Source organism: Oceanihabitans sp. 2_MG-2023, assembly GCF_030547245.1.
Taxonomy (GTDB): Bacteria; Bacteroidota; Bacteroidia; order Flavobacteriales; family Flavobacteriaceae; genus Oceanihabitans.
Genome location: NZ_JAUOQT010000005.1, coordinates 143,667 through 157,163, shown reverse-complemented (window position 1 = coordinate 157,163; position 13,497 = coordinate 143,667). Strand labels below are relative to the sequence as shown.

Below are 13,497 nucleotides of genomic sequence, written 5' to 3'. Positions count from 1 at the left end.
CTAAATATAATAGAAGCGTTATCTTTGTAATGAAAACCAATATTACAAAAATCATTTCCTTTTAGTTTTATATTTTTTCTAAAATACGATTATAAACTTGAATAACTTCCTTCTGTTTATTACTAAGGTACTCTTGAGTATAATGTAATTTACAATGACCAATTATATCTTTTGATGACATAACCGGATTATACTTAACCACTTGATGTTCAGTATCCATCCCCAAGTAATAATCTATAAATTTATGATATCCTCCAAGTACTTTATCACTAAAGTAAAGGTGTATATTTGGTATTCTAAAAGAATCTGCAAAAATTAAACCATGCAAAGATGATGATGCGATACACTTACAAGATTTTATATCTTTTATAACCTCTTTAGCATTTCGATGTGGGTTAATCAGTAATACATTTTCACCAAATTTCAAGTTTAAAACGATGTCTTTCTCTCTACCATTAGGGATTATACCAAGGTCATAACGTTTCGCTACATTCTCTTTATATATATTGGATGCCAAAATTCCTGGGTCTGCATATAAAGCATTTTTTTCTCCACATTGCATAGCACTTAAAGGCCCTCTAAGGATTAAAATATTCCAATTATTGTTTAATCTTTTGTACCTTTCTAATAAAAATCCTGCTCCTAATATGTATCCAGAGTATTCAACTGGAAAATTACCTAAAATAGATCCAGTAAAAACGGCCTGGCTTTTTTCTGCTGATTTCACATATATTAACTCTCTCTCAAAGTATCTTAGCAAGTCTTTATTAAATTGGTCTCCAAAATTATTCACTCTTGCATATAAACTATACACTATTTTTCTATTATGAACTTTTGCGTTAAGACAATCTAAACCATCCCTAATATCTAAAAACTTATTCCTTACAAATCCATATATATTACTCAGATGTTTTCTTAACATTTCTTTAGAATTTATTCTTTATCATAAATTATTTATACCCAATAGCAATTAAATGTGCTGTTTCTTCCGAAGTGTTTTTTACTCCTTTAGATTGCAACCTATTAATTATATTAGAAAAAATAGATCGCATGGTTTGTATTGGTCTTTTTAAACTATAACTTTTTAAGCCTTGCACTCTATATTTACCGGTTTTTACACCATAATGCACATCTACTTTATCAAAATATTTTTCTAAAAGTGTTTGTAGCTCCAATCTTTTGTAATGTCTAACATGATCTGGATTTTTATTAGGGCCTTCATTTTTAATATAATCGCCATTTGGTGTGGTAAAATATGCCCAACCTCCTGTCTTTATAACTTTGGCTATGTTTTTTACAAAAATGTCATCCGCCTCTACATGTTCTATAACTTCAATGCAAGTTACTGCATCATAAGATGCATCTGGTAAAGTAGACGCTGTCATATCTTCAATAATAACATCTTTAATATTACTACGTTTTTTTTGTATCGTGGTTAAAATATCTTTCGTAAATCCTAAATTAAGCGCTTCCCGAGTTCCTTCTTCTTGAGGTACATCTAGCAAAGTAATTGCTACAGGCAAGTTTATAGTGTATGGAGATTTACGTCCGCCAACATCTAAAACGGAAGGAGTATTTACACCTGGTTTAAGTTGCTTTACTAATTGTTTTAAATTATTACGTACCGTTACTAAATGCGTAGGCATTATAGAAAAAGTAAACCATCGCATAAATTCATATTGCGTCATAATTTTGTAAGATAGTGTGTTTTAATTTTAATTGTTTTACAATAATAGATATTATGTATTAAAAAACCATAATCTTTACACTAATAAATAAAGCTTTTGTTTGTTAGTTCGAAGTATAAAAAGCTACAAATTCTTCCTGTTGTTTTTTTAATCCAAATTCCTTATTTACTCTAGCAATAGCATTTTCTTTTATGGTTGTTTTTTCTATATCATCAAGCTTAATAACACTTTTCAATTTACTAGCTAATAACTCTGGCTTCCGTTTTGGCACTACCCATCCTGTTGTACCATCTAGAACATTTTCGGCCAATCCTTCGGCATTAGAAACCACACATAGTAATCCTAGAGCTTGTGCTTCTAAAACCGCATTACAAAATCCTTCCTGAATACTATACTGTATGTATATGCTTGCTTTTTCTAATTGTTTTTTCACTTCCGTTTGTGGCATTTTACCAGTAAAGCTAAGCGTTTCAAGAATTCCTAATTGATGAGCTGCAAAAACAAGTCTTTCCTTTTCACTTCCCGCACCAATAATGGTGTAATGAAAGTTTAGTCCTTCTTTTTTTAAAAGCGCTAAAGCTTCTAAGGTATATTCTAGTCCTTTTTTCCAGTGTAAACGAGCAACAGTTGCAAATTGAATACAGTCCTGTTTTTGAATCTGACTATTTGATTTAAAAAATTGCGTATCGATTGCTGGTGTAATTACTTGTATTTTATTGGATGGGATTTTTAGACTTTCTAATGCTTGTTTCATTTCTTGCGACAACACATGATATTGCACTTCTTTAGTAAACAACACATCATAACAACCTGGATGCTTTAAAGGGGATAAATACAAATCATAGCCTCTAAAACTTACTGCCATTTTTGCTCGCATGGCTGCTGCTACATTTTCTCTCGTTACAGCCAACATACCAAACCCAAAATGCAACCAATCTATTTGTTCTTTAAGTAAGAACTGATTAAGTATAACGCTTCTAATATTTTTTTTTAAAGACATTCCGTCTTTTTTATTTAATGCATATAAAGTAAAACTTCTCTTTGGATGCATACAAAACGCAGTTATTAAGGCCAAAATACTATACCATACTGTTTTAAAAATGCTTCCATTAAAATTATTTCCAGTAACTACTTTACATGAAAAATCTGCATCATCTACATGTACATAATCTACAAACAGAATGACACGAAAACCACGATCTTGCAACCCTTTTATCTTATTTCTAAAAAAGGTTTCCGAATATTTAGGCACTGTAGATAATACAATACCAATGGTTAAGCTTTCTGTTTTATGCTTCATTATTTTGTATCCTTTGGTATAAGGCTAGCATACTGCTTACCATTTTTTGTTCTTGGTGTTTTTCTTCAAGATGAGCTAATGCTTTATTACAAATGGCTTCTCTTTCCGCTTCGTCTATAGTTTGTATCTCTTGTATTTTTTTTGCAATTGCTTCGGAATCACGAATAGGTACTATAAAACCGTTTACGCCATCTACAATTACTTCGTCCATACCTCCACAGTTAGTGGTTAGTACTAAGGTTTTATGCTGCATTGCTTCTAAAACTACATTTGCGATACCTTCTTCTACACTTGGTAATAAAAGCAAATCCGAATCTTGCATTAAGCTTTGTACTTTGGGATAGGTTACATTATCCAATAAAGTGACAACGTCTAGTAGGTCGAGATCGTGCAATTGATATGCGTATTCTACATCCTTGGCCCCTCCAATTATAGTATAATGAAACTTTACATTATTATCTTTTAGTATTTTACAAGCATCTAAAGCATAGGTATATCCTTTTTTCCAATGCGCTCTTCCTACTGAAATAATTTGAAAGACTGCGTTTGGTTTTTTATTTTTAATAGCTACAGTAACTTCTGGCAATCCGCTATAGACTACTTGTATTTTTTCTTTAGCTGCTCCATATTTTTCAGCTTCTAATCCTATAGCTTTAGAGACGGCATGAAAAGCATTTACTTTGGGAAAATTTTCACGATACATTGCTGCTAAAGCTGTATCGGCAATTGGCGAATAATTAATATGTGCACCTCGTAAGCTTAATATTAGTTTTATGTCAAACTCTTTAACCCAAACCCAATCTGCCAGTCCTTTTGCCCATTGTAAATGAAAAACATCTGGTTTATGCCATAACACTGGATAGCTTTTTACTTTATCTAGAAGCAGATTTTTAGATTGTTTTTTTAGAATTAGATCTAGTTTTTGTTTTTCCTTAGATTTAAAAAAGAATAACAAAAAACTGTATTTTAAAAGAAAAATGGCTTTCCTTATTCTAGTATTACGATATGCAAAAACAGATACGTTTTTATTATAAGACACTTTTCGTTTTCGGAAACCAAAAAGGTAAATTTCACAAACCTCATTAGATAAACCATTAATTAGCCTTTCTATAAAAGTGGTAGATGGGATATCTCCAGAATACACAGCTATTTTTAATGCTTTTTTCAAAAAAATAAAATTGGTTTAAAATCTAAAGTTAATAATCTTTTAGAGCTACAAGGTGTTTTCAGTCTTTTTGTTGTATTTGCACTGGTTGTATCTGTTTAAAAAACAAAGCAAGCGTTAATAACATACTTACAGAATGTGCATAAAAAACCCCATCAGTTTCTTTAAACAATGTATAAAATTGTTTTCTAATATCTAGATTAACAAATTCTTCTCCTTTAAAATCCTGAAACAACCAACCTTGTAATGCTTTATCATTTTGCATACCAATAAACTGTAATTCCCAATTACGTTGTACATAAGGTGTAGCTGCGGTTATACGTTGTAATTTATTGATTACTCGATATGGGAGATTCCAAGGGGTTTTATTATACTGGTAATTATATAAATTAAAAGGACGTTTTGCTTGCCAAGTTATTTTTGCTAAAGCTGGTAAACGAAGTTTAATATATTCTATTTGAATTTGTCTTCCTGCTAAAAATTTTTCAGGCACACTACAAATGAAGTTACAAATACGTGCATCGTAATACGGAAGTGTTATTGGTCTTTCAGATTGAAAAACAGATAGATTCACACTTGTCCAACGAGGTGCCCAATACAAACTTTTAAATGCCCTAATTTGCGCATTTGCACTATTTGGAATATTTATAGCCACTAATAAATTGGTAATACGTTGTTTAAAATAAGTAATAAAATCTCCTGCAAAGCCTTGTGATTCCCATATACTTTCGGCTAAAAGTAATCCGTCTTTTTTTACTATCTTTTTTAACAAAACACTTACTTGTTCTTCTGTGTTCATATTATCGTGGACTGCCATATCATCAAAAAGCACATCTCCCCAATGTCCTAAAGAAAAAACATCTCCCATTGCAGCATAATCTTCTTTAAATGCCATTTGACGTGGATGCGTAAACTCGGAATAACAATTATTTATTTCAGCTAAAGCATCTATAACATTCCACAAATAGCCGTTAGGAACTTTAAAATCTTGAAATGAAAAACCACAAACTTCGGCAATACGCTTACTATATTTTGTTTCATCATGACCGCCAGTAAAAGCATAGCTATAAGATTGTACAGGAATATTTAAATGCTGTAAAGCTACAGCTTGAGTTCTGCTATCTAATCCTCCCGAAAGTGGTAAAATAACTTTTTTACCTGCAGTTTGTTCTTTAATTACAGTTTCAAAAATTTCTGCAAATTCTGCTACTATCTGTTTTAAAGGACGCTCTTTAGGAGTGTAATGCCATTTAAAATAGGCTTTTTCAGAAAGTATTTTGGTTTTTTCGTCATCTAACAAATAATTTCTTCCTGGTTTTAAAACTTTTAGCCCTTTATAGTAGGTATCTGTATCTAAAAAAAAACCAGTTGCTACAAATACACAAATAGCCTCATAGTCTAATTCTTGAGGCGTACCTACAAACTGCTGTTGTATTGGAATAATACCTGTAGTAATTTTCATTTATATTTACTGCTTTACGATTTTCAAATATAAGTCTTCGTGTTGCTTAATAAAAGCGGCCATCGAAAAATGTTTTACACAGTAATTACGTAAACGTAATCCTAATTTTTGTTGTTGTTGTATTGGTAAATTATATATCGATTCTATTTTAGTTGCTAAAAGAGTAGCATCAGATAAAGGAAATAATAAATCTGGAAACTCTTGAAGTACATAGGAAATACCAGGAATATTAGCCCCTAAAACTGGTAATTGCATTGCCATTGCTTCCACTAATGCCATAGGCATACCTTCTTTTTTACTTGGTATTACATATACATCTGCTTGTGCTAATAAAGGTCTTACATCTAAATGCTTTCCTAAAAAAGAAACCTGTGTTTCTAATTGCAATTCATTTACAATATGTTGCAGTTTATTTACATACTCATTTTGCATATCTCCAACAATATCTAAATGAATTGGTAAATATTTAATGGTATACATTGCTTCAAGCAGTAATTCAATATTTTTTACGGCAACCAAATTTGCAACTGTAATTATTTTAAAAACGGAAGTGTTTTTGGTAACATTAAATTTTTCTAAATGGTAATAAGAAGTATCTAAGCCAAAAGGAATAAGCGCTTGTTGTTTTTTATTAGGAAAAAAAGCTTGCATTTGGGTATTAACAGTAATAATAAAAGCACTCAAATAACTTCTAATTTTCCAGTGCTTATTTCCCCAACTCATTGCCTTTTTAGTATATATAAAAGGGACTCCTACTAATTTACACGCTAAAGGCTCTGTCCAATCACTAGTATAGTTCCAAGAATGCACTAGGTCTATTTTTTCTTTCTTTAAAAATTTTCTAAACGGTTTTAAGCGACTAATTAATGTATAATATGGTCTTATAGGTTTGGTTAATAAGATAATATGAATTGGTAAGTCTAAAGCTTCCACTTCTTTAAAAAAAAGCCCTCCATTATTATTACATGCTATAGAAACTTTAAAACGTTTTTTATCTAAATGATTGGCCAAATCGTAAACCACTTTACCACTTCCTGCAGTATCAAAATTTGGAATGGTATAAAGTATATGGATTTTTTTGGACATTTTAATAGTATATTAATCTTAAAATATAACTTTATTTTTGGTTAGTTCTGTATCTGTTTTGGTTTAAATAAATATCTATTCCCTCTTACAAATTTTTTTGCCGACAGTATATTATAGTTATATAGTTTTAATAGCAAATAACCCAAGATAAAATTTTTAACACTTATGTGCTTTTTTTTATAAAAAAGACTTAGATTTTTTTGCACCAAACGTATATTTTCTTTGCTGCCTGAACGTTCAAAATAACGAACACATAAAAAATAGTAACCAGAAATTAATGAGAGTTGGTGTTTGTTTAAATTATCTGTTTCTAGTAATTTAGAAATAAACAAGTGTACAGCATTACATACTGGAAGTACAAAATTTTTACGTTCACTAATTGGCTTGGTTTTATAATAAAAGTCAATTGTATTATCAATAACTGAGTATTTAGTACTATGCTGGATCGCCCTAACAGACAACTCTATATCTTGTAACCTTTTTAGTTTCGGATTAAATCGTCCAACTTCCTTAAAAAAAACACGATTCCATAAAACACAAGATGTTTGCCAAATAAAATTTGCTGCTAGAAAACAATCTAAATAATTAGCATGATTAACTTTTTTTATAATTTTTTCTTCATTTTCGTTTAGGATATAATAATTTTTAAAAACAGCAAAATGAGTAAATTTCACGTTTCTATTGGCTACAAAATCTGGTGCTATTTTATCATCTGAATCTAAAAAAACTAAAGTATTAGATTTAGCTAAATCAGCTCCAAGATTTCTACATACGGAAGCGTTTGTTTTTTCGGTATTTAAATATAACTGTACTTTAGAATCTGGAAGATTTTCGTGCCATTTAACAATATTATCTTGAGTATTGGCATCAGATTTATCATCCACAATTACCCAATCCCAAGCGGAGTGAGTTTGCTCTTGAAGATGCGAATAAATTCTTTTTAAACCTTCAAAATCATTATAATGTGGTGTAATAATACTTAGGGACATTATTTAAAATTTTCAATTGTTAAAATCAAACCAATTCATGATGAATAGCCCATTTTTGCCAGGCATATACGTGCCATAATCCCCAAACATCAACTGAAGAATTTTTATTAAAAAAGGATGCTATCGTTATTTTTAAAAACTTTAAATCTACATGTTCTGCTCCATAAAATGGTCTTTCTAAAATAGTATGTTTAAAATCTTCTTTTAACTCCTCATGTAACCAAGACGCTATAGGAACAGAAAAACCTTTCTTCTCTTTATTAACAATCTCTTTAGGTATATAATCATAGAGACTACTTTTTAATATTATTTTAGTTTCGTCATGATCGATCGTAAAGCCCGATTTTATACGATTGCTAAATGCTATCATTTCTTTGTCTAAAAAAGGAACGCGCACTTCTAAACTATGCGACATACTGGCTAAATCTACCTTTTTTAATACACGTTGCATGTGTGCATGAAATTCGTTCTTTTTAAGATACTGTAAAACTTCTTCTTTTTTAAGAGAACTATTATACTGATACGATTTATAAACGGAATCTGTAAAATTTGTTTTTGGCATAAAACGATGAATGTCACTAAAATGTACTTGCTTATTTAATATCCAATCCGAAAAACGCGGAAACATTTGTACTCCCCAGGGCAGTTTTTGTTTTAACCGTCTTAAAATAGGTAGTATTATTTTTCGTGACCAAAGCGGATACTGAAACCAATGTGCTTGATTTAAAGATGTTCTAAAACGAGGATATCCCCAAAAAAGTTCATCTCCGCCATCTCCAGATAACATCACTGTAGCAAATTTTCGTGCTTTTTGACAAATAACATAGGTTGGTATGGAGCTATAATCTCCAAAAGGTTCTGGCATTGCTTTAAAATGCGCATCTATAATAGCCAATAAATCTGCTTCTTGTACTGTCGCTGTTTCATGATTTAAATTTAATATAGCAGCATAAGCCTCCGCATCTTGACGTTCATCATATTTTCCATGACTATCTACACCAAAAGTAAAAGCTTTAATTAAAGGGTTTTCTTCTTTGGCAAACGCCGAAATCAAGGAGCTATCAAAACCAGAACTTAAAAAAGTACCTAATGGCACATCTGCTTGGAGTTGCCCTTTAATCACTTCATGCATACTAGACTTAAAGACTTCTTTTGTTTTAGAAGCTGTATCTAAAAGTTCTTCTTTTACTTGCCATTTATAATAGTATTCTTTATTTACAATCTGTTTTAAATTAAAATCCCAAACTACTAACGCTCCTGGCTCTACTTGAAATATATCCTTAAAAACGGTATCTGGAGCATGCATATAACCTAGACCAAAAAAACTTTTCATAGCATCTGGCCGCAATTCTTTTTTAGCAAAAAGGGAATGCTTAAACACTTGGTCAAATTGCGAAGCAAAGATTATTTGCTCTTGCTTCATACCATAATACAAAGGTTTTATACCAGAAAAATCACGAATTAAAGTAAGTTGTTTTAAAACCGTATCCCAAATAGAGATAGCAAACATACCATTAAGTTGTTTCGCTATTTCTGGAATAGAATCCTTATCTAAGATATGTGCTAATACTTCTGTATCGGAAGAAGAACGTAAATTAGATGCGCTTATATTATATGTTACTTGTAATTTCTTATAGTTATAAATTTCCCCATTAAAAACCAAAGCATAGCGTCCAGAAGGGCTTAATATTGGTTGTTTACCAGCCTCTGAAACATCCAGTATTGCTAGACGATTAAAACCTAGTTGGCAAATTTGATCTTTCCAGAGACCTTGTTGATCTGGACCTCGTTGTTTACTTAAATCTAACAAGGATTTAAATGCAGTTGGCTCTAATAATGTACTAGAAATTTCTCCTAAAAAGCCACACATAGATTTGTAAATTAATTTACTGCAATATAAAATTTTCTATTGCTATAACAAATAACTTTGCTTTTGTATTTTACGCCTTTACTTTCTTATAAAGCATAGATATAGGATTCTATATCTTTTATACTAGAAATAATACTATTTTTTAAATGCGCTTTTCTAATTTTTATTTTAGTTTAGCTTTCCATTAAATTATTAAAATGCTATTTAACTCTATAGATTTTGCTATTTATTTGCCAATAGTATTTATTATTTATTGGTTTATAACAAATAAAAACTTAAAACTACAAAATGCCTTTTTGGTGGTTGCTAGTTATGTTTTTTATGGTTGGTGGGATTGGCGATTTTTGAGTCTCATATTATTTAGTACTATAGTCGATTACTCTATTGGGCGATTTTTAGCCAAAGAAAACACTTTAAACAAACGAAAGGTGTATTTGTGGATAAGTATAGTAACAAACTTAGGCTTTTTAGGTTTCTTTAAATACTATAATTTTTTCTTAGATAATTTTATACAAGCTTTTACTTGGATGGGAGTTCCAGTTTCTGGAAGGGCTTTACACATTATTCTACCTGTTGGTATTAGCTTTTATACTTTTCAAACCTTGAGTTATACTATTGATGTATATCGTAATAAATTAAAACCTACTAAAGACTTTGTTGCATTTGCTGCTTTTGTAAGCTTTTTTCCGCAATTAGTTGCTGGACCTATTGAAAGAGCTAGCAATTTATTACCGCAATTTTATACCAAAAGAGTATTTAATTATACTAAAGCTGTAGATGGTCTTAGGCAAATACTTTGGGGTTTATTTAAAAAAGTGGTAATAGCAGATAATTGTGCTGTTTTTGTAAATATTATTTTTGATAATCATCAAGAATATTCTGGAAGTACTTTAGTATTAGGAGCTATCTTTTTTGCTTTTCAAATTTATGGTGATTTTTCTGGATATTCGGATATTGCTATTGGTACTTCAAGATTATTTGGTTTTAACCTTATGCAAAATTTTGCGTTCCCTTATTTTTCTAGAGACATCGCAGAGTTTTGGAGGCGATGGCATATTTCGCTTTCTACCTGGTTTAGAGATTATTTATACATACCCTTAGGAGGCTCTCGAGGTTCTAAAAAACAACAAATACGAAATGTTTTTATAATATTTTTAGTTAGCGGTTTTTGGCATGGCGCTAACTGGACTTTTATTATTTGGGGCGCTTTAAATGCTTTATACTTTATACCACTACTGCTAACCAATAATAATCGAAACCATATAGAAATTGTAGCACACGACAAAAGCTACCCTTCGCTAAAAGCTGTTTTAAAAATCTTATTAACCTTTGGTATCACCACACTTGCTTGGGTGTTTTTTAGAGCAGAAAGTGTAGCCCATGCATTACAATATCTATTTGGAATTTGCAGTCTTTCTTTATTTGCTATTCCAGAAATAAGACCAACCTATTTATTTATATTACTTGTGTTTTTTTTAATTATAGAATGGCTGGGAAGAACGAATAAATATGCTTTAGAAACATTATTTTGTCGTTATAAACGACCAATTAGAATCACTTTCTATTATTTTATTATGATACTCATTTTTTGGTTTAGTAAAAATGAACAAACGTTTATTTATTTTCAATTTTAAGCTATGAATTTATTTATAAAAAAAACGCTTACTTTTTGTTTATTCCTTTTGGTACTAATTTCCTTACGTTTTTGGATACTTCCATATTATTATGGAAATGATATTTATGCTTCAAAAATAGCTTATTTTGAAAAAACAAAAACACCTTTTAATACTGTTCTTTTTGGGTCCAGTAGACTTTATAGACAATTAAATCCTAGAATAATAGACTCCATAACAACAGACTATAATATTAAAACATTTAATTTTGCTTCTCCTGCTACGTTTTACCCAGAGTCTACTTATTTATATGAAAACTTTATTGAAGAAAACGATTCTAAAAAAATAAAGTATGCAATTATTGAATTACAGCATTTAGAACTATTTAAGAATAATGCAAAAACTATCAAGGGTAATTATTGGAACACTACTTCAAACATGTCACATTGCATAAGTTTAATTAATGATTCTCACTACTCTAAAAAGAAAAAGAATAGACTAAAAAAAACTATATTATTAAGCTTTATATATCGAGTTTTAGATTTTACTTCCATTAAAGATTTTTTTAAAACTAAGAACACATTTAATAATAATAATAATAATGGTTATTATTCTTTGCAGCAGGAAGTAGCTGATAAAACCAGTAACTTGGAAAGTATTTTAGAATATTATAAAAAATTTAATTTGGATATTTCAAATTACAAAAAACTTGTTCAAACAGCAAAACTAAGGGACAACCTAGATGTTTCAAAACTAACGGTAAACAATTCGCATTTAAAGCATCTTATTCAAATCATAAAACTATCTAAAGAAAAAGGAATAGACGTTATATATGTTTTACCTCCAAAGTTAAACTTAGAATATTACAAAGCACTTTTACCTATTGTGAACTTGTTACCAAAAAATAATATTATAGATTTATCTTCATACAAAGACCATACGAATCTTTATGGAAAAGACGCCTCTTTCGATTTTTATCATTTAAATAATAAAGGATCTAGACTTTTTTCGATTGTGGTTGGTGAAAAGTTATTAGCAAACTTAAACAAAGCTAAATAATCTTGTCATAAATTACTAAAAGCGCATCTGTTAACACTTTATTATCATAATTCTTAACTACAAAATCTCTACCATTATTTCCTAGTTCTACCTTTAAATCTGGTTTTAAAATTAGTTGTTCTATAGCAGTAACAAATCCGTTTATATCGTTTTCTGCAATTATATATCCTGTTTTATTTGGCAGTACACCATATTGCATACCTCCAACATCACTTACTATTACTGGTAAACACATTGCTTGTGCTTCTTGTATAACCAAACCTTGCGTTTCTGCGCGACCTGTATGTGCTTCATATCTTCCTGGTAATAAAAACATATCCGACAGTTGCATCTTTTGTTTTATTGCTTCTTGAGATAGTTGCCCATAAATAGAAACGTACTCCTTTAGCTTATTCTCTTTAATTGTTTCTTGCAATTGTGCTTTCATTGGGCCATCTCCTATAATATGTAAACGTACATTATGGTAACCAGCAAGTATTACTTGTTTTATAATTGCAACTGCTAAATCTGGTGCTTTTAAAGGAATTAGCCTGCCGCAAAAAACAATATCAAAAAAACCTGTATTTTCTTTTTCTTGCTCCTTTTTAAAATAGGAGGTATCTAATCCTACTGGTAATATATAACAGGGTTTATTATTGGTATTCACTTGTTTTAATACTCCTTCTAAATATGGCGTATTTACGGTAAATACATCTGCTTGATGAAACAAATCGTGGTATTTTTTTTTATACAATGGAAGCTTTTCTGGAGACAAATCATAACCATGAAAAGTATTAATAAGCTTTACAGAACTTGGTATAATACCAATGGCTTTTAATTTTGCAATTCGGTTTCCAGTCATTCCAAAATGCGTATGTATAATATCTACAGTATTTGGCACTAAAAACCATTGTGCTTCAAAAAAAAGTTTTAAGGTATAAGCTTCTTTTCCGTATTTAAAAAAATGGAGCGTTTTAAATAATAAGTTCCATTTAATACTAAAAAAATTTTCAAAAATCCAATTTAAAAAAACGATAAAACGTTTCCTCTTTAATGTTGGTGGAGAAATAAAATACTTTACCTTTTCTAATAAATTATATTTTTTTAAACTCTTATGAATTAATGCATTTTCTATTGCTACATACGCATACAAATCTACTTTGCAACCAGCATCTAACAATCCGTTAATTTGATTAACGATAAAGGTTTCGGAAACAGTAGGAAAGTATTTTACTACTATGGCTATATGTTTGTCTTGTTTGCTCAAAAAATCAATTTACGTACGC

At 30.1% G+C, this 13,497-nt stretch carries 11 protein-coding genes; 2 read left to right on the top strand and 9 right to left on the bottom strand.

The window, feature by feature from the left end:
* Window positions 1-67: 67 nt before the first annotated feature.
* From Q4512_RS12275 to asnB, 8 genes are all read right to left on the bottom strand, one after another.
* Window positions 68-922 (bottom strand): polysaccharide pyruvyl transferase family protein, encoded by an 855-nt coding sequence (locus tag Q4512_RS12275; protein WP_303425089.1) that lies wholly within the window; start codon window positions 920-922, stop codon window positions 68-70.
* A 28-nt stretch (window positions 923-950) separates the two neighbouring features.
* Window positions 951-1,688: a methyltransferase domain-containing protein gene (locus tag Q4512_RS12270; RefSeq protein WP_303425087.1), complete on the bottom strand. Its 738-nt coding sequence runs from the start codon at window positions 1,686-1,688 to the stop codon at window positions 951-953.
* A gap of 103 nt (window positions 1,689-1,791) precedes the next feature.
* Window positions 1,792-2,988 (bottom strand): glycosyltransferase family 4 protein, encoded by a 1,197-nt coding sequence (locus Q4512_RS12265; RefSeq protein ID WP_303425085.1) that lies wholly within the window; start codon window positions 2,986-2,988, stop codon window positions 1,792-1,794.
* The gene (locus Q4512_RS12260; RefSeq protein ID WP_303425083.1) at window positions 2,978-4,156 is read right to left on the bottom strand and encodes a glycosyltransferase family 4 protein; all 1,179 of its coding nucleotides are present in this window, start codon (window positions 4,154-4,156) and stop codon (window positions 2,978-2,980) included. The genes Q4512_RS12265 and Q4512_RS12260 overlap by 11 nt, the downstream gene beginning before the upstream one ends.
* A gap of 58 nt (window positions 4,157-4,214) precedes the next feature.
* On the bottom strand, window positions 4,215-5,615 hold the full coding sequence (locus tag Q4512_RS12255) for an asparagine synthase-related protein (protein ID WP_303425080.1): 1,401 nt from the start codon (window positions 5,613-5,615) through the stop codon (window positions 4,215-4,217).
* Between the two features lie 6 nt (window positions 5,616-5,621).
* Window positions 5,622-6,701: a glycosyltransferase gene (locus tag Q4512_RS12250; protein ID WP_303425078.1), complete on the bottom strand. Its 1,080-nt coding sequence runs from the start codon at window positions 6,699-6,701 to the stop codon at window positions 5,622-5,624.
* A 41-nt stretch (window positions 6,702-6,742) separates the two neighbouring features.
* A complete protein-coding gene (locus Q4512_RS12245; RefSeq protein ID WP_303425075.1) occupies window positions 6,743-7,690 on the bottom strand; it encodes a glycosyltransferase family A protein in 948 nt (315 codons plus the stop codon).
* 25 nt (window positions 7,691-7,715) lie between these two features.
* Window positions 7,716-9,560 carry an asparagine synthase (glutamine-hydrolyzing) gene (asnB, locus tag Q4512_RS12240; protein ID WP_303425073.1) on the bottom strand — a complete coding sequence of 615 codons (1,845 nt, stop codon included), beginning with the start codon at window positions 9,558-9,560 and terminating at the stop codon, window positions 7,716-7,718.
* 197 nt (window positions 9,561-9,757) lie between these two features.
* Between asnB and Q4512_RS12235 the strand changes: the two genes are divergently transcribed.
* Together Q4512_RS12235 and Q4512_RS12230 are read left to right on the top strand one after the other, a co-directional pair.
* Entirely contained in the window at window positions 9,758-11,194 is a 1,437-nt protein-coding gene (locus tag Q4512_RS12235; RefSeq protein ID WP_303425071.1) for an MBOAT family protein, read from the top strand.
* 3 nt (window positions 11,195-11,197) lie between these two features.
* Window positions 11,198-12,232: a hypothetical protein gene (locus Q4512_RS12230; RefSeq protein ID WP_303425070.1), complete on the top strand. Its 1,035-nt coding sequence runs from the start codon at window positions 11,198-11,200 to the stop codon at window positions 12,230-12,232.
* Here Q4512_RS12230 and Q4512_RS12225 read toward each other — a convergent pair.
* On the bottom strand, window positions 12,225-13,478 hold the full coding sequence (locus tag Q4512_RS12225; RefSeq protein ID WP_303425069.1) for a glycosyltransferase: 1,254 nt from the start codon (window positions 13,476-13,478) through the stop codon (window positions 12,225-12,227). The genes Q4512_RS12230 and Q4512_RS12225 overlap by 8 nt on opposite strands.
* Window positions 13,479-13,497 lie beyond the last annotated feature (19 nt).

Bases quoted from the DNA above. Each gene is read 5' to 3' on its own strand.
- Q4512_RS12230 (WP_303425070.1), top strand. From the start codon at position 11,198: ATGAATTTATTTATAAAAAAAACGCTTACTTTTTGTTTATTCCTTTTG.
- Q4512_RS12245 (WP_303425075.1), bottom strand. From the start codon at position 7,690: ATGTCCCTAAGTATTATTACACCACATTATAATGATTTTGAAGGTTTA.
- Q4512_RS12270 (WP_303425087.1), bottom strand. From the start codon at position 1,688: ATGACGCAATATGAATTTATGCGATGGTTTACTTTTTCTATAATGCCT.
- Q4512_RS12265 (WP_303425085.1), bottom strand. From the start codon at position 2,988: ATGAAGCATAAAACAGAAAGCTTAACCATTGGTATTGTATTATCTACA.
- Q4512_RS12275 (WP_303425089.1), bottom strand. From the start codon at position 922: ATGTTAAGAAAACATCTGAGTAATATATATGGATTTGTAAGGAATAAG.
- Q4512_RS12250 (WP_303425078.1), bottom strand. From the start codon at position 6,701: ATGTCCAAAAAAATCCATATACTTTATACCATTCCAAATTTTGATACT.
- Q4512_RS12235 (WP_303425071.1), top strand. From the start codon at position 9,758: ATGCTATTTAACTCTATAGATTTTGCTATTTATTTGCCAATAGTATTT.
- Q4512_RS12255 (WP_303425080.1), bottom strand. From the start codon at position 5,615: ATGAAAATTACTACAGGTATTATTCCAATACAACAGCAGTTTGTAGGT.
- asnB (WP_303425073.1), bottom strand. From the start codon at position 9,560: ATGTGTGGCTTTTTAGGAGAAATTTCTAGTACATTATTAGAGCCAACT.